The sequence below is a fragment of the Bradyrhizobium sp. AS23.2 genome (assembly GCF_001908185.1).
In the GTDB taxonomy this organism is placed as follows: domain Bacteria; phylum Pseudomonadota; class Alphaproteobacteria; order Rhizobiales; family Xanthobacteraceae; genus Bradyrhizobium.
Genome location: NZ_LGHM01000013.1, coordinates 69220 through 89149, shown reverse-complemented (window position 1 = coordinate 89149; position 19930 = coordinate 69220). Strand labels below are relative to the sequence as shown.

Below are 19930 nucleotides of genomic sequence, written 5' to 3'. Positions count from 1 at the left end.
CCGTGAACAGGAGATTTGGGCCATGAACATCCACCTCACCAAGAGCCAGATCGGGCTGGACGGCGTTCCCGCGGCCGAGACCGTGCTGAGCCATGTCGACGGCGAGCGCGGCGAGTTGATCATCGCCGGCGAGCATGTCGGCCGACTGGCCGCCAAATCGAGCTTTGAGGGCGTCACCGCCCGGCTCTGGAACGGCGCCAGCAAGACCACGCTGAGCGAGGCCAACGTGCGGGCGAGCCTCGGGGCCGCACGCGAGCGCGCCTTCGCCCGGCTGCCGGACCTATTGCCGGCGGCCCGCGGCATGGGCATCGTCGACGGGTTCCGCGCGGCGGTCGCAGGACTTCGCGCCGAGAACGGACTGCAGCATGAAGCGACGATCGTCGGCGCGTTTCCGGTGATCGCAGGCGCGCTGGTCCGACGCGCCAAGGGGCTCGACCCGGTCGCGCCCGATCCGAGCATGAGCCATGCCGCCGATACGCTTCGCATGCTGCATGGGCGCGCGCCGGCATTGCGCGAGACCACCGCGCTCGATGCCTATCTCGTCACCGTCTGCGACCATGGCATGAACGCCTCGACCTTCGCCACGCGCGTGGTGGCCTCGACGCAAGCCGATATGTTTGCCGCCGTGACCGCGGGCTATTGCGCGCTCACGGGTCCGCTGCACGGCGGCGCGCCCGAGCCGGTGCTGGAAATGCTCGATGCGATCGGCTCGCGCGAACGCATCCAGCCCTGGGTGGATGCGGCGCTGGCGCGCGGCGAGCGGATGATGGGTTTTGGCCACCGCGTCTATCGCGTGCGCGATCCGCGCGCCGACGTGTTGAAGACCGCAATCGAGGCGCTCGCCTCCAACGGCGCCGACCTGCCGTTTGCCGGCGAGGTCGAGGCCTATATCCGCAGCGCCCTGCGCAAGAAGAATCCGGATCGTCCGCTGGAGACGAATGTGGAGTTCTTCACCGCGATCCTGCTCGATGCGCTCGCGATCCCGCGCCAGGCCTTCACGCCGATCTTCGCGGTGGCGCGCGCCGCGGGGTGGACCGCGCATGGGCGCGAGCAGCAACGGACGGGGCGCTTGATCCGGCCGAGCTCGTCGTATGTGGGGGCGATGCCGAAGGCTGGTGCGGAGTAAAGTGCAGGAGGTGCGCGACGGCGGAGCCACTCATCCGCTATCGTCCCCGCCTGGTGCGCAATTGCGCACGGGGGGGCGGGGACCCATACCGCGTGATTTCTCGGTGAGCGCAGGTGGTTGTACCGCAGAGGGGACTAGTAACTACTAGTCTTCGCCAAACTGCTCCCTGGGGTTATGGATCCCGGATCGGCGCTCCGCTTCGCTGCGCTTGTCCGGGACGACACCGAGGGCTTGGCGCCGGCTACGGTGCGAGGCCTAGGCCTCCCGCACCACCGTCTTCAGATAATTATACGCCTTGATGATCTCGATCAGGCGGTCTTCGGTGGAGCGGTCGCCGCCATTGGCGTCGGGGTGATGCTGCTTCACCAGTGCCTTGTACTTGCTCTTGACGTCGGCGAGCGTGGCGTTGGGGCCGAGGCCCATGACCTGAAGCGCCTTGCGCTCGGCGTTCATCACCTTGCGCGTCTCGGCCTTGGGCTGGGCCTCGGGCCCGCGGCGCCAGTTGGCGCGGCCGTTGATCTCGGAGAACATGCTGAACGGATCGAAGGCGCCGTCGATCTCGGCTTCCGATCCCTTCTTGACGCCGCCATTGGCGCCCATCTTCCAGGTCGGACGGTGGCCGGTCAGCGCATCCTTCTGGTAGCGCGCGACGGCGTCGGCATTCATGCCGGAGAAGAAATTGTAGTTCTGGTTGTACTCGCGCACGTGGTTCAGGCAGAAGTGCCAGTACTCACGCTGGTTCTCACGCCCCTTGGGCGCACGATGCGCGCCCTTGTTCTGACACCCGGCCCATTCGCAGGCGACCACGGTGTCGCGCGGCTTCACCTCGGGCTGCTTGCCCCGCGGCTTGACGCGAATGGAGTCGAAGAACTTTGATGAATCGATCGGCATGGCTGACTTTGACTACGCAATGCAAAAACCTTCAAGTCTTGACATTGCATTTAGCTACAAACCCGCAGCCGAAGCTTCACTTCGGCGCTTAGGAACGGCCGCCAGGAGCGGCCTATGGCATTGACGGAGTGCGATCGCGCACCTTAATGGCACTTATGGTTATGAGAGACACTATCAGCAACAAGTTGCAGGAAGCTTTCACGCCGGAAAGCCTGCAGGTCGTGGACGAGTCACATTTGCATGAGGGTCACGCCGGCCACCGGCCGAGCGGCGAGACGCACTTCCGCGTTTATATCGTGTCTCCAGCCTTCAAAGGGAAGAGCCGGGTCGAGCGCCACCGCATGATAAATTCGGCGCTGGCTGCGGAACTTTCCGGCAGCGTGCATGCGCTGGCGATCCACGCGCAGGCGCCGGGCGAAGGCGGGAGCTAGCTCGCTGTCATGCCCCGCCTTCGCGGGCGATGACACCGGCTGGTGGCAGCTAAAACGACGTCCCGGCCCGCCGCGGCTTGGCTTCTTCCAATTCCGCCTCGCGCGGCACCGGTGAAATACGGAGCGCGGTGATGCGGTTGCGCTCGCGGCGCAGCACGCGGAAGCGGAAGCCGTGGAACGTGAAGCTCTGGCCGCGGTCGGGGATCGAGCGCGCCTCGTGAATGACGAGGCCGGCGACGGTCGTTGCCTCTTCATCGGGCAGGCGCCAGTCCATGGCGCGGTTGAGATCGCGGATCGGCACCGAGCCGTCGACCACGACCGATCCGTCCGGCTGGGCCCGCACGCCCGCGACCACGACGTCATGCTCGTCGGAGATGTCGCCGACAATCTCTTCCAGAATGTCTTCCAGCGTCACAAGACCTTCGACTTCGCCGTATTCGTCGACGACGAGCGCGAAATGGGTCTTGCGGCGGCGGAACGCCTTGAGCTGCTCGGAGACGGGTCGCATCTCCGGCACGAACCAGGGCGGCAGCGCGATGGTGGAGACGTCGATGCGCGAGGTGTCGCCGTCGGAGGCGCGGATCGCGCGCAACAGATCCTTGGCGTGCAGCACGCCGATGATGTTCTCCGGCTTCTCGCGCCAGAGCGGAATGCGGGTGTATTCGGTCGCCAGCACCTCGCGCACCAGTTCCTCCGGCGGCAGATCGGCGTTGATCATCATCATCTCGGTGCGATGGATCATGACGTCGGAAACCTGGAGCTCGCGCAGGTCGAGGAGACCGCCGAGCATGTCGCGGTCCTGCTTCTCGAACTTGCCTTCGTGATGCAGGAGATCGACCGCGCCGCGCAGGCGTTCGGTCGGCGACAGGATCGCCTGGTGCTCGCCCGCGAGGCCGAACAGACGCATCAACACCCGCACGATGACTTCCACCACCCGCAGCAGCGGCCCCAGCACGTACATGGTCAGCCGCATCGGGCGCGCGACCGCAAGCGCCATCCGGTCGGGCGCGTTGATGGCGATGGTCTTGGGCAGCACTTCCGCGAAGATCACGACCAGCGCGGTCATCACGCCGGTGGCATAGAGCACGCCGACGTCGCCGAACCAGGCCGTGAAGATGCCGGTCGCAAGCGCGGAGGCGCCGATATTGGCGATGTTGTTGCCGAGCAGCAGCGCGCCGATCAGGCGCTCGCGCATGTCGAGCAGATCCGAAACGACGTCCGCGTCGCGATTACCCTGCTTGGAGAGCCGCAGCATGCTGGCGCGCGAGGCACCGGTCAGCGCGGTCTCGCTCGCGGCGAAGAACGCCGAGACCAGGAGGCAGAGGACGACGATGGTGAATCCGAGCCAGTCCATGCACCACTCAACAGCCGCTCAAAGCCCCGTTCCGATGGAATCGGAAAGGGCTTTAGATTCTTGTTTTGACGCGTTTTCTTTACGCGAACCGTTGTCCACTTCGCTCGAAAACGCTCCAGCCGCGCATCACGTCTTTTGCGCAAGCTTCTCCTTGAGGAAATCGCACACGAGGGCCGGCTCGACGTCCTTCGCGATCACGGCGCGCCCCACAGCCTCCAGCAGGATGAAGGTGAGCTTGCCGCGCTTGACCTTCTTGTCCTGAGCCATCAGCGCCATCAGCGCGTCGGCGTCGCCAAGCCCTTCCTGCGCGAAACCGGCGATGTCCTGCAAACGGGTCGGCAGGCCCGCCTCGATGAGGTGACGTTCGACACGCGCCGCATCCGCCTCGCCGAGCATGCCGAACCTCGCCGAGAACTGCGCCGCCAGCGTCATGCCGATGGCGACGCCTTCGCCGTGGAACAGACGGTCGGAGAAGCCGGTCGCGGCTTCCAGCGCGTGACCGAAGGTGTGACCGAGATTGAGCAACGCGCGCTCGCCGGCCTCGCGCTCGTCGCGCGAGACGACGCCGGCCTTGGCGCGGCAGGAGGTCGCGATCGCATGCTCGCGCGCCGAGCCGCCCTTGAAGATGTCGGCGTGGTTCTTCTCCAGCCAGGTGAAGAAGGCCTCGTCGCCGAGCACGCCATATTTGGCGACCTCGGCATAGCCGGCGCGGAATTGCCGCGGCGACAGCGTGTCGAGCACGGCGGTGTCGGCGATGACCAGCACCGGCTGGTGGAAGGCGCCGAGCAAATTCTTGCCCTGCGGCGAATTGATGCCGGTCTTGCCGCCGACGGACGAATCGACCTGCGCCAGCAGCGAGGTCGGCACCTGCACGAAATCGACGCCGCGGCGCAGGATCGCAGCCGCAAAGCCGGCGAGATCGCCGACCACGCCGCCGCCGAGCGCGATGACGAGATCGTTGCGCTCGATCTTCGCGCCGATCAGGGCCTCGCTGACCTTTTCGAGGCCGGCATAGGTTTTGGAGATCTCGCCTTCCTCGACGACGATTCGCGACGTCGGGATGCCGCTAGCGGCGAGCGATGCCTCGGTGGGCTCGAGCCAGTAGTTCGCGACGGTGCGGTCCGTGACGATCGCCGTGCGCACGCCGGGACGCAAAGCGGCGACCCGCTCGCCGAGCGAAGCCAGCACGCCGCGGCCGATGACGATGTCATAGGCGCGATCGCCGAGCGCGACGTCGACGTTCACGGGATCGGAATGTTTCAAAGGCGCAGTCATCGAACGGCACTCGCGACATCGGCTGGTGGTTGGGACGCCCGCTCACCGCAGAGATGGGCGCGCAGCGTCTCGATGCATTCCTCGACGATCTTGTCGTGCGGCACGTCGCGCGAGGCGATGGTGAGATCGGCGTTGCGGTAGACCGGCTCGCGCTCGGTGAGCAGGCGCGCGACGGTTCCTTCGGGATCGGCGGTCTGCAGCAGCGGACGATCGGCGCGGCGGCGCACCCGGCGCATGATGACGTCGTGGTCGGCCTTGAGCCAGATCGAGATCGCCTTCTCCGAGATGCGGTTCCGCGTTTCCTCGCGCATGAAGGCACCGCCGCCGGTCGCCAGCACCAGGGGGCCACCGTCGAGCAGCCGCGCGATCACCCGCGCCTCGCCGTCGCGGAAATGCGGCTCGCCGTGGCGCTCGAAGATCTCCGGTATGGTCATGCCGGCCGCCGCCTCGATCTCGGTGTCGGCATCGACGAAGGGCAGCTTGAGCCGGGCCGCCAGGCGGCGGCCGATGGTGGATTTGCCCGCCCCCATCATGCCGACGAGCACGATCGAGCGCGTCCCGAGCGCCGACAGGATGTCGGTCTCAGGCGAAGCAGGTATCGGCAAAGCGGCCTCGGACATGAATCTCGCTCGATCTGCCGCCAAAGGCGGCATCCTTTGGCCACCTATACGACCCCGCAGGGGGGCTCGCCAGAGGACTCTTGCCACGAAACGGCGAACATGTTGGATGATTTCATTGGTTAATTTGGCCGCCCGAGACCGTTCCCGATGCCCAGCCTGTTCCGCTTCCTGACGGTCGTCGCCGTGATCGCCGGCATCGTCTATGGCGTGGTCTTCGCGCTGGCGAACTTCGTCAGTCCCAAGCCGCGGGAAATGACGGTGACGATCCCGCCTGACAAATTTCTCAAGAAATAGGAGCTAGGCTGCGGGGCATGCGTGCCAAGTCTTCCGCAAACAAGTCCTCAGATAGCAAGCTCACCGGCCTGTTCCTCGACATGCTCGCGGCGGAACAGGGCGCCGGCCCCAATACGCTCGACGCCTACCGCCGCGACCTCACCGATTTCTCCGAGTTTCTCGGCCGCGTCGGCCACACATTTGCGGACGCGGAGACGCAAGTCCTGCGCGACTATCTTGGCGATCTCGATGCACGCGGCTTCAAATCGTCGAGCGTCGCACGGCGGCTGTCGGCGATGCGGCATCTGTTCCGCTTTCTCCTGACCGAGCGCATCCGGACCGAAGATCCCGCGGCGATCCTGTCCGGCCCCAAGCGCGGGCGCGGCTTGCCGAAGGTGCTTTCGATCGCGGATGTCGATCGCATGCTTCGCCGCGCCAAGGAATTGAGCGAGGCGGCGGAGGCCTCGGCCTCGCAGCGGCTGCGCAGCTTGCGGCTCTATTGCCTGCTGGAGGTGCTCTACGCGACAGGCCTGCGCGTCTCCGAGCTGGTGGCGCTGCCGCGCACGGCGGCCAAGCGCGACGCCCGCATGATCGTGGTGCGCGGCAAGGGCGACAAGGAACGCCTGGTGCCGCTCAACGATGCCTCGCGCCAGGCGATGGCCGATTATCTCGCAGCGACGGAAGCCGCGAAGGCGGACAAGAAGAACAGCCTTGCCGCCTCGAAATGGCTATTCCCCTCCTTCGGCGAGAGCGGGCATCTGACGCGGCAGCATTTTGCCCGCGACCTGAAGGAGCTGGCGGTCGCCTCTGGCCTGCAGGCCCGGCTGGTTTCCCCGCATGTGCTGCGCCATGCCTTCGCCAGCCACCTGCTGCACAACGGCGCGGATCTGCGCATCGTGCAGACCCTGCTCGGCCACACCGACATCTCGACGACCCAGATCTACACCCATGTGGTCGAGGAGCGCCTGAAGAGCCTCGTGCGCGATCTGCACCCGCTGGCGGAGCGGTGAGGTCTCGTGCCCAACCGGGACGACGAGGCGAAACCGCCTTGACTTCGGCCACATCTCCGCAGAAAGAGCCGTGGCCTCACGAATGATTTGGCGGGCTCCTGGGAGCACACAGGCCAACTCATTGAAGAAGCTACACTTCTTTCCGCGAGCTCAAATCCGTTTCGCCTCTTCGCCCCGTCTTCCCTATACTGAGTTGATGCCAGACCAGATGCGCAGCTATCTCGACTTCGAAAAGCCCGTCGCCGAGCTCGACTCCAAGGTCGACGAGCTGCGTACGCTCGCGGCCTCCGGCACTGACATCGCCGAGGAGATCGAGCGGATCGAGGACAAGGCGGCGCAGGCGCTGGCCGACCTCTATCTGAACCTGACACCGTGGCAGAAGACGCTGGTCGCGCGGCATCCGCAGCGGCCGCATTTCAACGACTTCATCAAGGGCCTGATCACCGAGTTCACCCCGCTCGCGGGCGACCGCAAGTTCGGCGAGGACGAGGCGCTGGTCGCCGGCTTCGGCCGTTTCCGCGGCGAGGCCATCTGCGTGATGGGCCAGGAAAAGGGCGATTCCACCGATAGCCGCATCAAGCACAATTTCGGTATGGCGCGGCCCGAGGGCTATCGCAAATGCGTGCGGCTGATGGAGATGGCCGAGCGGTTCGGCCTGCCGGTGCTGTCGCTCGCCGACTCCGCTGGCGCCTATCCCGGCATCGGCGCGGAGGAGCGCGGCCAGGCCGAGGCGATCGCGCGCTCGACCGATGCCTGCCTGGCGCTGACCGTGCCGAACGTCGCCATCATCACCGGCGAGGGCATGTCGGGCGGCGCCATCGCGATCACCACCGCCAACAAGGTCTTGATGCTGGAGCACGCGATCTACAGCGTGATCTCGCCGGAGGCCGCCTCCTCCATCCTCTGGCGCGACGGCACAAAGGCGCAGGAAGCCGCCAACAACATGAAGATCACCGCCCAGGACATGCTGCGCTTCGGGGTGATCGACTCGATCCTGAAGGAGCCGGTCGGCGGCGCCCACCGCGACCCCGCCGCCATGATCGCCACCACGGGCGACGCCATCGCCAAGGCCTTCGACGAGCTCTGCGGCCTGGACGGGGACGCCATCCGCAAGCAGCGGCGGCAGAAATTCCTCGATATCGGCCGGAGACTGGGCTGATTCGCGCGCGTTTTGGTGCCTTAGGGTGGGCAAAGCGAAGCGTGCCCACCATTCCGAGCAGCTCTAACGGTTGGTGGGCACGGCGCTGCGCACCTTTGCCCACCCTACGAGACCTCCCGGGCAGCCTCCCTCGGTAACCCCGCGTTAACCCTTTTTCTGCCCAAATCGGTGATCTGAGTCCGAATCCGGCCGAAAGGCCCTAGTTGCGTCCCAAGTTACGCCTCAAGTCGCGTCCAAGTTTAGTCTCTGTTGACCATGCCACTGGGCCAACGGGCTCGTGATCCCCGCTCGGGTTGCGACCACATGACCCAGAGGTTAGAATTTTAATCAATGGCTTCAGGGCATAAGCGCTGGAGCGTGGCCTGAAAAATGCCCGTCACGACGGGTCCCGGATCTCCGGTCAGGTCATGCTCCAAAATTGGGGTTCGCGCTCCTTGCCCGGCACGGTGTGGGGTCCATCTTGATTTCTCGTTCGCTCGCTCGCGCGCTCTTGGCTTCACTTGCGCTAACGGCCAGCGCGTTGCTCGCCGGCTGCGATACCGACCAGGTGTCGCTCGCGACCAACGCCAAAGCCAACCAGCCGGTCCCGCCAAAACTCGTCGCCGCGATGGGCGAGAAGAACATGGACCTGCAGTCGCCGATTCTGATCCGCCTGTTCAAGCAGGAGGCCGAGCTCGAGATCTGGAAGCAGACCCGAAGTGGCCAGTTCGCGCTGCTCAAGACCTATCCGATCTGCCGCTGGTCGGGCGATCTCGGCCCGAAAGTGCGCGAAGGCGACCGCCAGGCGCCGGAAGGATTCTACTCGATCAACCCGAGCCAGATGAATCCGCAGTCGGCCTACTATCTCTCCTTCAACACGGGCTTCCCGAACGCGTTCGACCGCGCGCTCGGCCGTACCGGCTCGCAGCTGATGGTGCACGGCGATTGCTCCTCGCGCGGCTGCTACGCGATGACCGACGAGCAGATCGCCGAGATCTATTCTCTCGGTCGCGAGTCCTTCTTCGGCGGCCAGAAGGCGTTCCAGTTCCAGGCCTATCCGTTCCGGATGACGCCGGTGAATATGGCCAAGCACCGCAACAATCCGAACATGGCCTTCTGGAAGATGATCAAGGAAGGCTATGATCATTTCGAGGTGACGCGGCAGGAGCCGAAGGTCGATTTCTGCGAGAAGAAGTACGTCTTCGATGCGGCGAAGGCGCCGGACGCCAAGCGCGATCCCGTGTTCGACGCGTCCGCAAAGTGCCCGGCCTATGTGATCCCCGAGGATATCGCCAGCGCCGTGCGCGAGAAGCAGGGACGCGACGAGGCGGAATACGCAAAGCTCGTCGCCAAGGGCACGCCGGTGGCGCGCATGAACACCGGCATCGACGGCGGCATGAACAAGATCTTTGCCGCGAAGATTCCGGAAGGCTCGACCGGCCTGTCCGAGGGCGCCGAAGGCACCACGCTGCAGATGCTGGCGATGGCCAAGGCGCCGGGCACGATCCCTGGACACGTCAATCCGCCGAAGCCGAACCTCGAGCCGGCCGCGGCCTCACCGCAGGAAGAGCCGGTCGTCGCAGTCAGCGCGCCCGCAACCAGCACCCGCGTCGCCGCGGCCGCGCCGGCCGAAAAGTCCCAGGAGAAATCGCAAGGCGGCTTCTTCTCCAACCTCGGCCGCAAGATGGGCATGGGCACGGCTGACACCACGGCCACCACCCCGCCGCCGCAAGCCACGGCGTCCGTGGCCCCGGCCACCAAGCCCGCAGCGCCGCCGACCGCGGCGTCCAGGCTCAAGGCCGCAGTGACGAGGTTCGTGCCAGGTCACGATGCGTCCAAGGACAAGGCGGTCGCAACCGCCAAACCCGCCGAGCCGGCGAAGCCGGCCGAGACAAAGGTCGCCGCGACGCGGCCCGCGCTGAAGCCGTCGGCGTCCGATGGTGCGGGTGACAGCGCGCAGATGGCCGGTGCCGCGCCGGTGGTGTCGTCGAACTCGTTCGACAGCCGGTTCGGGGCGGTGAAGTAGGGCGCGGGCGATCATTCGTGCAGCAGCGCAGCTCGATTGCGCTTGGCCTTCCCCTTGATACGTTCTGAGTCCAAGAGGTTAGAGCTTGGACCGGGAACAAACTGAAGCGATCGCTGGGACACGTTGGACGGAGAGCGAGGTCTCCTCCGTGGTCGACAGCTATTTCGAAATGTTGGCCTCGGAACGAGCCGGCGTGCGCTACAGCAAGGCGGAGAACCGGCGCCAACTGATGAAGACCGTCCACCGGTCAGAAGGATCAATCGAACGAAAGCTCCAAAACATCTCCGCCGTTCTGGATATGCTCGGGGCACAATGGATCAACGGCTACAAGCCGTTGGCGCACTATCAGGACGCCTTGGTGGCGGCTGTTGAGCGGAATGTCGGGCGAGAGCCAAGCTTTCTTTACCCCACGAGCGAAGACACTCAACCGCTCTCGCTGAACGACGACGCGATCCTCGTTCCTCCGCCATCCTTCGCCGATTTGGACAAGATGCTGACGCCAGCCGTCCGGCGACTTGTTGGCAAGTTCGATCCGGCCGAGCGGGACGCCAGAAATCGTGAGTTAGGAAAAGCCGGCGAGAAATTCGTCGTGGAGTTCGAGCGCGACCGCCTGCGACGAGCTGGGCGTGACGACCTTGCTGCCGACGTTCGATGGGTTTCTGACCTGGACGGCGATGGATACGGTTACGACGTGCGATCCTTTGAGCCTGACGGCCGAGAGCGGCTGCTGGAGATCAAGACGACATGTGGGCACGAGCGTACGGCGTTTTGGCTGACCAGGCGAGAGGTCGACGTCGCCGCGGAACGAAGTGAATTGTACCGGATCCGGCGTGTCTTCCATTTCCGCAACAGCGCGCAGATGTTCGAGGTTGCTCCGCCGCTTGAAGATCAGCTTTTCATGACACCGACGACGTACGCTGCCGAGCCGAGGTAGGGCCCGGAAAATCGTCCCGACGAAAGTCAGGATGACGATGCGGGAAAAGCTGCGCGCCACGTGAGCGGTCATCGCCCGCCTCGTGCGCACTTGTGCACTGGAGCGGGCGATCCGGTATTCAGAGACGGTTATGAGTGAGCCGATGCGCCGCGGCGTCCTCGGTCGCCCGGACGAGCCGCGCGACGACGGCGGAGAGTGAGGCGCCGACGACGTGCCTCACAGCTACGCTTCAGGTGCTACGCATACCGCCCGTGGCAGTGCTTGTACTTCTTGCCTGACCCGCACGGACAGTCCTCGTTGCGGCCGACCTTGCCCCAGCTTGCCGGGTTCTTCGGATCGCGCAGGGCTGCGTCGGTGTGCTGCGGGGCGAGCGAGACGTTGGCGACGGCCATTTCGTCCTCGCCGGTGTTCGGGTCGAACTTGTGCGCTTCCATCGCGGGCAGCAGCGGGGCTTCCTGCTCCGGCGGGACGATCTCGACCCGCATCAGCTGCGCGGTGACGGCCTCGCGTAAGTGAGCGCTCATCTCCTGGAAGAGGTTGAAGGCTTCGGTCTTGTACTCCTGCAACGGATCGCGCTGGCCGTAGCCGCGCAGGCCGATGACCTGGCGCAGATGGTCGAGCATGATCAGGTGCTCGCGCCAGAGATGGTCGAGCGTCTGCAACAGGATGGTCTTCTCGACGTAACGCATCACGTCGGGGCCCCATTGCGCGACCTTCGCCGCCATGTGCTCGTCGGCGCGATTCTCGATGCGGTTGAGCAACTCCTCGTCGGCGATACCCTCTTCCCTGGCCCATTCGTCGACCGGCAGGTCGAGATCGAGCACGCGCTTCAATTCTTCCTTGAGCCCCGCGACGTCCCACTGCTCGGCATAGGCATGCTCGGGCACGTGCTTGGCGACGAGGTCGTCGATGAAGGCGTGCCGCATGTCGGCGACGGTCTCGGCGACGCTCTCGTCCTTCATCAGCTCGACGCGCTGGTCGAAGATCACCTTGCGCTGGTCGTTCTGGACGTTGTCGAACTTGAGGAGGTTCTTGCGGATGTCGAAGTTGCGCGCCTCGACCTTCTGCTGCGCCTTCTCCAAGGCCTTGTTGATCCAGGGATGGATGATGGCCTCGCCCTCTTGCAGGCCGAGACGCTGGAGCATGCTGTCGAGACGATCCGAGCCGAAGATGCGCATCAAATCGTCTTCCAGCGACAGGAAGAACTTCGAGCGGCCGGGGTCGCCCTGACGGCCGGAACGACCGCGGAGCTGGTTGTCGATGCGGCGGGATTCGTGACGCTCGGAGCCCATGATGTAGAGGCCGCCGGGCTTCGTCACGGTCTTGGCGGGCTTTGAGCCCTTCGCCGGCTCGATCTCGACGGTTTCCTCGGCCTTGAGCACGATGTCGCGGAAGCGCGCGATGTCGGCCTTGATCTGCTCGATCTTCTTGGCCTTCTCGGCTTCGTCCTCGATGCCCGCAGTCTCCTGCTGGATGCGCATCTCGAGCGAGCCGCCGAGCTTGATGTCGGTGCCGCGGCCGGCCATGTTGGTCGCGATCGTGATCGCGCCGGGCACGCCGGCTTCCGCGACGATGTAGGCTTCCTGCTCGTGGAAGCGCGCGTTCAGCACCGCGAACAGCTTTGCCGGCTTGCCGGCGCGGGCCGCGGCATAGAGCTTGTCGAGCGCGTGCTCCTTGCCGAAATCGATCTGCTTGTAGCCGTTCTGCTTCAGGAACTCGGCGAGCACTTCCGACTTCTCGATCGACGCCGTGCCGACCAGCACCGGCTGGAGCCGCGAATTGGCGCGCTCGATCTCGGCGAGGATGGCGGCGTATTTTTCCTTCTGCGTGCGGTAGACCTCGTCGTCCTCGTCGAGGCGCGCGATCGGCAGGTTGGTCGGGATCTCCAGCACTTCGAGCTTGTAGATGTCGAACAATTCGTCCGCTTCGGTCGCGGCCGTACCGGTCATGCCCGCAAGCTTCTCGTACATGCGGAAGTAGTTCTGGAAGGTGATCGAGGCCAGCGTCTGGTTCTCGGGCTGGACCTGGACGTGCTCCTTGGCCTCGAGAGCCTGGTGCAGGCCTTCCGAATAGCGCCGGCCCGGCATCATGCGTCCGGTGAACTCGTCGATGATGACGACCTCGTCGTCACGGACGATGTAGTCCTTGTCGCGGGTGAACAGCGTGTGGGCGCGCAGCGCCTGGTTGATGTGGTGCACGACGGAAACGTTCTCGACGTCGTAGAGCGATTCGCCCTTGAGCTGGCCGGCATCGCGCAGCAGCGTCTCGATCTTCTCCATGCCGCCTTCGGTCAGCGTCACCGTGCGCTGCTTCTCGTCGACCTCGTAGTCGGACTTGTCGAGCTTGGGCAGGAACGAATCGATGGTGTTGTAGAAGTCGGAGCGGTCGTCGAGCGGACCGGAGATGATCAGCGGCGTGCGCGCTTCGTCGATCAGGATGGAGTCGACCTCGTCGACGATGGCGAAGAAGTGCGGCCGCTGGACCATGTCCTCGAGCCGGTACTTCATGTTGTCGCGTAAGTAGTCGAAGCCGTATTCGTTGTTGGTGCCGTAGGTGATGTCGCAGGCATAGGCCGCCTTGCGCTCGGCATCGTCCAGCCCGTGGACGATCACGCCGGTGGTCATGCCGAGGAAGCCGTAGATCTGACCCATCCAGCCGGAGTCGCGGCGGGCGAGGTAGTCGTTGACGGTGACGACGTGGACGCCCTTGCCGGCGAGCGCGTTGAGGTAGACCGCAAGCGTTGCGACCAGCGTCTTGCCTTCGCCGGTCTTCATCTCGGCGATGTCGCCCTCGTGCAGCACGATGCCGCCGATGAGCTGGACGTCGAAATGGCGCTGGCCGAGGGTGCGCTTGGCGGCCTCGCGCACGGTGGCGAAGGCGGGCACCAGGATATCGTCGAGCGTCTTGCCCTCGGCGAGCTGCTTCTTGAATTCGGCGGTCCGGGCTTTCAGCGCCTCGTCGGAGAGTTTCGAGACCTCGGGTTCCAGCGCGTTGATCGCGTTGACGCGGGACTGGTATCCCTTCACCCGCCGGTCGTTGGCGGAGCCGAAAAACTTGCGGGCGAGCGCGCCGATCATGCCTAGTTCCTGTGTTCGCGAATTAACCGCGTTGCAGCCAAGAGGTTGTCACCTTCTTGCCTATCAACTCACCGTGACGCCTTGTGGTGCCAGTGCCCGGACTGCGGGGTCATCCGCCATATGGGTGGGAATTGAGCAAGTCAGGGTTCAACGGCCAAAAACGCAGCAAAATAAACGCCATCGCCATGGACGCGACCGGTGAGAGATATGGCCGGCCCCTAGCCTTGTCAACGGCGGCCACCTTGCGGCTAATTCATCATTTTGACAGACTTTTCGCGTTGCCAAGCCCCCCTGAATTGGGCGAGTGTCCGCCCCGCTCGAGCAGCCCCCTGCTTCAACAAAAGGATTTTCCATGACCACCTCGTTCCCGGTAACCACCGGCCAGCGTTTCCGCCACGCGTCCGCCCTGGCTGGCTGCCTCGCTTTGGCGCTGTCCCTGGCTTTCGCGGGCCCGCTCCGGGCGGCCGACGATCCGGTGCTGGCCAAGGTCAACGGCGTGGAAATCAAGAAGAGCGACGTCGCCATGGCCGAGGAGGAACTCGGACCGAGCCTCGCCCAGATGGACCCGGCGACCAAGGACGAGAACGTCCTGTCCTTCCTGATCGACATGAAGATCGTCTCCAAGGCTGCCGAGGACAAGAAGGTCGCCGACAGCGAGGAGTTCAAGAAGCGCCTGGCGTTTGCCCGCAACCGCCTGCTGATGGACAGCCTGCTCGCCAACGAGGGCAAGGCCGCCAACACCCCCGACGCCATGAAGAAGGTCTATGAAGAGGCCTCCAAGCAGATCACCGGCGAACAGGAGGTGCGCGCGCGCCACATCCTGGTCGAGACCGAGGACGAGGCCAAGGCGGTGAAGGCCGAGCTCGACAAGGGCGCCGATTTCGCCGAGCTCGCCAAGAAGAAGTCCAAGGATCCGGGCTCTGCCGATGGCGGCGACCTCGGCTTCTTCACCAAGGAGCAGATGGTGCCGGAATTCTCGGCGGTGGCCTTCTCGCTCGAGCCGGGCAAGATCTCCGACCCCGTGAAGTCGCAGTTCGGCTGGCACATCATCAAGGTCGAGGAAAAGCGCAACCGCAAGGCGCCGGACTTCGAGCAGGTCAAGGCCCAGATCGAGAACTACGTCACCCGCAAGGCCCAGGCCGACTATGTCTCCAAGCTGCGCGCGGAGGCCAAGGTCGAGCGCCTGGACCAGCCGGCGGCTGATGCGGCCAAGCCGGACGCCAAGTCGGATGCCAAGCCGGATGCCAAGCCGGCCGACGCGGCCAAGCCGTCCGACAGCAAGATGGCTCCCCCGGCGAAGAAGTAAGAATTCGCTGTCACTTCGCTGACGCCAAGAGTATCTAGAGCATCGCAATGGCCGGGCATCGCCCGGCCATCTGCATGTCCAGACCCCATCAAGGCGCCCCGCGATGTCCTCAACCGTCTCCCCGCTCGCCCCGAAACACGTCCCCGACATGCCCGTGATTGCGGGGGTCCGTCTCGCGACGGCCGAGGCCGGCATCCGCTACAAGAACCGCACCGACGTGCTGCTGGCGGTCATGGACAAGGGAACCACTGTTGCCGGCGTCTTCACCCGGTCGAAATGCCCCTCCGCGCCGGTGGAATGGTGCCGCGCCAAGCTGAAGGGCGGCAAGGCCCGCGCGCTGGTGGTCAATTCCGGCAATGCCAATGCCTTCACCGGCAAGACCGGCCGCGCCTCCACGGCGCTGACCGCGAAGATCGCGGCCAAGGCCGTCGGGTGCGGCGAGGGCGAAATCTTCCTGGCTTCGACCGGCGTGATCGGCGAGCCGCTGGACGCGACCAAGTTCGACGGCGTGCTCGGCCGGCTGGCCGACGCCGCCGAGCCCGGCGATTATCTCGCCGCGGCCAAGGCGATCATGACCACCGACACCTTCCCGAAGGTCGCGACCGCGACCGTCAAGCTCGGCAAGGCCAAGGTCACCATCAACGGCATGGCCAAGGGCGCCGGCATGATCGCGCCCGACATGGCGACGATGCTGTCCTTCATCTTCACCGACGCGCCGATCGCGCCCGCCGCGCTCCAGGCGCTGCTCAAGAGCGGTGTCGAGGACACTTTCAACGCGGTGACCATCGATGGTGACACCTCGACTTCGGATACCCTGCTCGCCTTCGCGACGGGCGCTGCCGCCGAGCATGGCGCGCCAAAGATCAGCCGCGCCAGCGATCCGCGCCTGAAGGCGTTCGTCAAGGCATTCAACCAGGTGCTCGCCAACCTCTCCGAGCAGGTTGCCCGCGACGGCGAGGGCGCGCGCAAGCTGGTCGAGATCACGGTCGAGGGTGCCAAGACCAAGGCGTCGGCGCGCAAGATCGCGATGTCGATCGCCAACTCGCCACTGGTGAAAACCGCGATCGCGGGCGAGGACGCCAATTGGGGGCGCGTGGTGATGGCGGTCGGCAAGGCCGGCGAGCCGGCCGATCGCGACAAGCTCTCGATCTCCTTCAACGGCATCCGCGTCGCCAAGAGCGGCGCGCGCGATCCGTCCTATGACGAGGCGCAAGTGTCGGAGGCGATGAAGGCGCCGGAAATCGCGATCAAGGTTTCGCTCGGCCTCGGCAAGGGCCGCGATCGCGTGCTGACCTGCGACCTCACCAAGGAATATGTCGCGATCAACGGGGATTACAGGTCGTAGCTGTTCTCCCTCGCCCCGTTCTTACGGGGAGAGGGTCGGGGTGAGGGGCTGCTTCCGCATTGACGGTGACAGTTGGACCCGCGGAGAGTCCCCCTCACCCGGAATCCGCGCTACGCGCGAATTCCGACCTCTCCCCGCAAGCGGGGCGAGGTGATCATATCACCCCGAGATCCGCGCGTCCGCGACCGCCTTCCTGAACAGCGCATTCATCGCCTCCGAGATGCCCTGTGTCGGGCTCACCTCGAAATACAGTCCCGGCGAAGCACAGCTCTGCATGTTCTTCGCGATCTCGCTGTTCGGCGACGGCCCGAACGGTCCCTTGTTGAAGGGGTCGATGTAGCTCATGTACCAGGAATTGGTCGGGAGCTGCAGATAGGTGGTGTAGAGCACCGCGATCTTGATGCCGCGGTTCTTGATGGTGGTGCAGAGCGAGACGTTGATCGGCGACTGGCAGCGTCCGCCGCTCACCGTCGGCTTGGCGCAGCCGGTGTTGTACTCGTCGGCGACGCCGTCCGAGACGAAGAACAGATATTTCATCGGCGCCGCCGATGTCCCGGCTCCGGGCGCACTGATCACGTTGTTGATCGCCGGAAAGACCGTGCTGAACTGCGTGTCCTTGTCGGCGGTATAGGCGTCATTGTTGCCGTAGACACCCATCAGGTCGATGCCGCCGGCCGCCGTCTTGGCGCTCGACAGGCTCGCCGAGAGCGAGAACAGCGCGCGCAGGCCGATGGTCTTCGACGACGCGCCGAAATCGTAGATCGCCATGCGGAACTGGTTCGAATAAGTCTCGATCGCCGCGGCCGTATCCATCAGCGACTGGGTCGCGCTGCGCAGCACGTCGATCCGCGTCGTCACGCCGAGCTTCTTGGCGAGATTGTAATAGTTATTGGCGTCGTTGTAGTCGTGGCAGGCGAAGGCGCATTTGTCGGACGTGTTGGCGACCATGGTGCTGACGTCCGTCGGCGTCGCCGCCACGCCCATCGACGGCGAATTGTCCATCAGGAGGTAGAAGTCGACATAGAGCGGCATGGTGGCCGTGGCGGTCGACGTGCCGGTCACCTTCAGCGCGGTCTTGCCGATCACACCGAGGAACATGGTGTTGATGGTGCCGCTGAACGTAACGGTCGAGGTGACCGTCGATCCGGTCTTGACCACGGTCGGCGTGACGCTGCCCAGCGTGTAGCCGGTCAGGTTGGCAACGTTGGCATTGAAAATGTTCTGGACATCGGTGGCGCCAACGGGGATCGGACCGTCCGAGGTCATCGAGCCCGCCGCGGCAAACGCCGGCGACGCTTTCGCGACCGAGCCGACGCTGGCCGCATCGGCCGCGGCCTGAAGCTTGGACTGCATCTGCGTCGCGCGGGCGTAATCGACCGCGCAGCCGACCACCGTGATCAGGGGAACGCAGCAGAGTGCGAAGATCACCGCGATATTGCCGCGCCGGTCGCGGATAAACCGGCGGACGATGGTGCGAAGCGTAGCGCGCATGGATCGGGCCCGGAGTGGTTTGACCGTTTCCACCCTAGGAACCGTCAATTAAATATGACTTATGGAGATCTCGGAAACACGGGCCGAAACGGGGTTAACGAACCGTTGCGGATCATCTTCAGCGAGCGACATTTCAGGCATGGCCGATCTCAAACTGACACTGGTGGTGGCGTGCGCGCTTGTAGACGCCGACAAGCGCGTCCTGATCGCGCAGCGCCCCGAGGGCAAGACGCTGGCCGGCCTCTGGGAATTTCCCGGCGGCAAGCTCGAGGCTGGCGAGCGGCCGGAGCAGAGCTTGATCCGCGAGCTCTCCGAGGAGCTCGGCATTACCGTCGCCGAGCCGTGCCTGGCCCCGCTGACCTTCGCGAGCTACGGCTACGAGACGTTTCATCTCTTGATGCCGCTCTACATCTGCCGGCGCTGGGAAGGTCAGGTCACCCCGCGCGAAGGCCAGACCCTCGCCTGGGTCCGCGCCAACAAGCTGCGCGACTATCCGATGCCGCCCGCGGACATTCCGCTGATCCCGCATCTGATCGATTTGCTGATGTGAGGTTTCCGTGCCCCGGACGCAGCGCAGCACTTCCCTGGCGATGTGAAGCATCGTCCAGTTCAGCGATGCGCTGCAGAGCCCGGGGCCCATGCCTGCCGCGAACTGGTCCCGGCTCTGCGCAGCAGCGTAAGAACGCTGCAGCGCGTCCGGGACACACGTCACTCTTTCCCCGCCTTCTTCACCGCCTCCGCCAGGCTCGCTTTCGCCGACCCCGGCTTCAGCGGCTGCTGCTGGCTTGCATGCGGCGCCCAGCCGGAGAGCCAAATGATGTCGAACGTCGCGCGAATGCGGCCGTCGGCGTCGGCGAAGCGCTCGGCGTAGATTTCGGCCATCCGCAGCAGCGTCGCGCGCCGGCTCGGTGTGCGGCGCCGCTCGATCAGCACATTGGCCGCGCCCATGCGGCGGAGATCCTGCATCAGCGCGAAAGCGTTGGCGTAGCGCACCACGACGCGATCGACGTCGGTGACCGGTAGCGCGAAGCCTGCCCGCTGCAACAGCGCGCCGATGTCACGCAGATCAGCGAACGGCGCCACGCGCGGCGAAACGCCGCCCTCGCATTCGGCTTCGGCCGCGGCGAAGGCCTGGCGCAGCTCGGTCAGGCTGTCGCCGCCGATCATCGCGGCGAGCAGCAGCCCATCTGGCCTCAAGGCGCGACGGATTTGCGCGAGCACGCCGGGCAGGTCGTTGACGAATTGCAGCGCCAGCGCCGAGACGACGAGGTCGAGGCTTTCGGATGCGAAGGGTAACTTCTCATCGCCGAACACATCGAGCGCGATCCGCTGGATGGAAGGCAGTCGCGCGCGCAACTCCGCGAGGCCGTCGCCGGGGGTCCAGATATCAACAGGCGCGTGAAACTCCCGCATCACCGCGGCCAGCCGGTCGGACATGTCCTCGGCGACGCGATCGAGCAGGAAGGTCACCTCGCCCTGCGCACGTGCCCGTTGCTGCCGCGCATGCAGCAACGCGCGATCGAACAGGGCGGGCGGGGTTTGCGCGTTCTGAGCCATTCCGCTGGTTACGCCGATCATGCCGGCTATTGCAATCTCCTCTCTCGTGTCCCGGACGCGGTGCGGCACCGAAAGC

Annotated in this window: 17 protein-coding genes; 10 read left to right on the top strand and 7 right to left on the bottom strand. The window is 65.1% G+C overall.

The window, feature by feature from the left end; translation table 11 throughout:
• The first annotated feature begins 22 nt into the window (after positions 1–22).
• On the top strand, positions 23–1126 hold the full coding sequence (locus AC630_RS02855; RefSeq protein ID WP_074116985.1) for a citrate synthase/methylcitrate synthase: 1104 nt from the start codon (positions 23–25) through the stop codon (positions 1124–1126).
• Between the two features lie 255 nt (positions 1127–1381).
• On the opposite strand, the gene AC630_RS02850 is transcribed toward AC630_RS02855, so the two are convergent.
• Positions 1382–2017 carry a J domain-containing protein gene (locus tag AC630_RS02850; protein WP_074116970.1) on the bottom strand — a complete coding sequence of 212 codons (636 nt, stop codon included), beginning with the start codon at positions 2015–2017 and terminating at the stop codon, positions 1382–1384.
• Between the two features lie 146 nt (positions 2018–2163).
• Between AC630_RS02850 and AC630_RS02845 the strand changes: the two genes are divergently transcribed.
• Positions 2164–2448 carry a BolA family protein gene (locus AC630_RS02845; RefSeq protein WP_083636109.1) on the top strand — a complete coding sequence of 95 codons (285 nt, stop codon included), beginning with the start codon at positions 2164–2166 and terminating at the stop codon, positions 2446–2448.
• Between the two features lie 49 nt (positions 2449–2497).
• Here the strand turns inward: AC630_RS02845 and AC630_RS02840 are convergent, their stop codons facing one another.
• The 3 genes from AC630_RS02840 to AC630_RS02830 all read right to left on the bottom strand — a co-directional run bounded on the left by AC630_RS02840 (position 2498) and on the right by AC630_RS02830 (position 5697).
• Positions 2498–3802, bottom strand: coding sequence for an HlyC/CorC family transporter (locus tag AC630_RS02840; protein ID WP_074116969.1), 1305 nt, complete (start codon positions 3800–3802; stop codon positions 2498–2500).
• Positions 3803–3928: 126 nt separating this feature from the next.
• Complete coding sequence (aroB, locus tag AC630_RS02835) at positions 3929–5077, bottom strand: 3-dehydroquinate synthase (protein ID WP_074116968.1); 1149 nt, start codon at positions 5075–5077, stop codon at positions 3929–3931.
• Positions 5074–5697, bottom strand: coding sequence for a shikimate kinase (locus tag AC630_RS02830; protein ID WP_074116967.1), 624 nt, complete (start codon positions 5695–5697; stop codon positions 5074–5076). The genes aroB and AC630_RS02830 overlap by 4 nt, the downstream gene beginning before the upstream one ends.
• Before the next feature lie 147 nt (positions 5698–5844).
• Between AC630_RS02830 and AC630_RS02825 the strand changes: the two genes are divergently transcribed.
• From AC630_RS02825 to AC630_RS02805, 5 genes are all read left to right on the top strand, one after another.
• Positions 5845–5991, top strand: coding sequence for a histidine kinase (locus AC630_RS02825; RefSeq protein ID WP_074116966.1), 147 nt, complete (start codon positions 5845–5847; stop codon positions 5989–5991).
• 17 nt (positions 5992–6008) lie between these two features.
• Complete coding sequence (gene xerD, locus AC630_RS02820; RefSeq protein WP_074116965.1) at positions 6009–6980, top strand: site-specific tyrosine recombinase XerD; 972 nt, start codon at positions 6009–6011, stop codon at positions 6978–6980.
• 196 nt (positions 6981–7176) lie between these two features.
• Positions 7177–8139, top strand: coding sequence for an acetyl-CoA carboxylase carboxyltransferase subunit alpha (locus AC630_RS02815; RefSeq protein WP_074116964.1), 963 nt, complete (start codon positions 7177–7179; stop codon positions 8137–8139).
• A gap of 460 nt (positions 8140–8599) precedes the next feature.
• Positions 8600–10144 carry a L,D-transpeptidase family protein gene (locus AC630_RS02810; RefSeq protein WP_167561120.1) on the top strand — a complete coding sequence of 515 codons (1545 nt, stop codon included), beginning with the start codon at positions 8600–8602 and terminating at the stop codon, positions 10142–10144.
• A 148-nt stretch (positions 10145–10292) separates the two neighbouring features.
• The gene (locus AC630_RS02805; RefSeq protein ID WP_245330239.1) at positions 10293–11078 is read left to right on the top strand and encodes a protein NO VEIN domain-containing protein; all 786 of its coding nucleotides are present in this window, start codon (positions 10293–10295) and stop codon (positions 11076–11078) included.
• A 236-nt stretch (positions 11079–11314) separates the two neighbouring features.
• Here AC630_RS02805 and secA read toward each other — a convergent pair whose 3' ends face one another.
• The gene (gene secA, locus AC630_RS02800; RefSeq protein ID WP_074116962.1) at positions 11315–14155 is read right to left on the bottom strand and encodes a preprotein translocase subunit SecA; all 2841 of its coding nucleotides are present in this window, start codon (positions 14153–14155) and stop codon (positions 11315–11317) included.
• Positions 14156–14507: 352 nt separating this feature from the next.
• Here secA and AC630_RS02795 point away from each other — a divergent pair, with 352 nt between their 5' ends.
• Positions 14508–15461, top strand: a complete 954-nt coding sequence (locus AC630_RS02795) for a peptidylprolyl isomerase (protein WP_074116961.1) — start codon at positions 14508–14510, stop codon at positions 15459–15461.
• A 103-nt stretch (positions 15462–15564) separates the two neighbouring features.
• The gene (gene argJ / locus AC630_RS02790) at positions 15565–16806 is read left to right on the top strand and encodes a bifunctional glutamate N-acetyltransferase/amino-acid acetyltransferase ArgJ (RefSeq protein ID WP_074116960.1); all 1242 of its coding nucleotides are present in this window, start codon (positions 15565–15567) and stop codon (positions 16804–16806) included.
• A gap of 159 nt (positions 16807–16965) precedes the next feature.
• Here the strand turns inward: argJ and AC630_RS02785 are convergent, their stop codons facing one another.
• Positions 16966–18297: a TadE/TadG family type IV pilus assembly protein gene (locus tag AC630_RS02785; protein ID WP_074116959.1), complete on the bottom strand. Its 1332-nt coding sequence runs from the start codon at positions 18295–18297 to the stop codon at positions 16966–16968.
• Positions 18298–18436: 139 nt separating this feature from the next.
• On the opposite strand from AC630_RS02785, the gene mutT reads away from it, so the two are divergent.
• Complete coding sequence (gene mutT / locus AC630_RS02780; protein WP_074116958.1) at positions 18437–18847, top strand: 8-oxo-dGTP diphosphatase MutT; 411 nt, start codon at positions 18437–18439, stop codon at positions 18845–18847.
• 158 nt (positions 18848–19005) lie between these two features.
• Here mutT and AC630_RS02775 read toward each other — a convergent pair whose 3' ends face one another.
• Positions 19006–19875 carry a methyltransferase domain-containing protein gene (locus tag AC630_RS02775; RefSeq protein ID WP_074116957.1) on the bottom strand — a complete coding sequence of 290 codons (870 nt, stop codon included), beginning with the start codon at positions 19873–19875 and terminating at the stop codon, positions 19006–19008.
• Positions 19876–19930: the final 55 nt, after the last annotated feature.

What these genes read in the sequence shown, in the direction of transcription:
- AC630_RS02815 (WP_074116964.1), top strand. Translation starts at nt 7,177, where the DNA reads ATGCCAGACCAGATGCGCAGCTATCTCGACTTCGAAAAGCCCGTCGCC.
- argJ (WP_074116960.1), top strand. Translation starts at nt 15,565, where the DNA reads ATGTCCTCAACCGTCTCCCCGCTCGCCCCGAAACACGTCCCCGACATG.
- secA (WP_074116962.1), bottom strand. Translation starts at nt 14,155, where the DNA reads ATGATCGGCGCGCTCGCCCGCAAGTTTTTCGGCTCCGCCAACGACCGG.
- AC630_RS02795 (WP_074116961.1), top strand. Translation starts at nt 14,508, where the DNA reads ATGACCACCTCGTTCCCGGTAACCACCGGCCAGCGTTTCCGCCACGCG.
- aroB (WP_074116968.1), bottom strand. Translation starts at nt 5,077, where the DNA reads ATGACTGCGCCTTTGAAACATTCCGATCCCGTGAACGTCGACGTCGCG.
- AC630_RS02850 (WP_074116970.1), bottom strand. Translation starts at nt 2,017, where the DNA reads ATGCCGATCGATTCATCAAAGTTCTTCGACTCCATTCGCGTCAAGCCG.
- AC630_RS02775 (WP_074116957.1), bottom strand. Translation starts at nt 19,875, where the DNA reads ATGATCGGCGTAACCAGCGGAATGGCTCAGAACGCGCAAACCCCGCCC.
- mutT (WP_074116958.1), top strand. Translation starts at nt 18,437, where the DNA reads ATGGCCGATCTCAAACTGACACTGGTGGTGGCGTGCGCGCTTGTAGAC.
- AC630_RS02830 (WP_074116967.1), bottom strand. Translation starts at nt 5,697, where the DNA reads ATGTCCGAGGCCGCTTTGCCGATACCTGCTTCGCCTGAGACCGACATC.
- AC630_RS02840 (WP_074116969.1), bottom strand. Translation starts at nt 3,802, where the DNA reads ATGGACTGGCTCGGATTCACCATCGTCGTCCTCTGCCTCCTGGTCTCG.
- AC630_RS02855 (WP_074116985.1), top strand. Translation starts at nt 23, where the DNA reads ATGAACATCCACCTCACCAAGAGCCAGATCGGGCTGGACGGCGTTCCC.
- AC630_RS02825 (WP_074116966.1), top strand. Translation starts at nt 5,845, where the DNA reads ATGCCCAGCCTGTTCCGCTTCCTGACGGTCGTCGCCGTGATCGCCGGC.
- AC630_RS02785 (WP_074116959.1), bottom strand. Translation starts at nt 18,297, where the DNA reads ATGCGCGCTACGCTTCGCACCATCGTCCGCCGGTTTATCCGCGACCGG.
- xerD (WP_074116965.1), top strand. Translation starts at nt 6,009, where the DNA reads ATGCGTGCCAAGTCTTCCGCAAACAAGTCCTCAGATAGCAAGCTCACC.
- AC630_RS02845 (WP_083636109.1), top strand. Translation starts at nt 2,164, where the DNA reads ATGGCACTTATGGTTATGAGAGACACTATCAGCAACAAGTTGCAGGAA.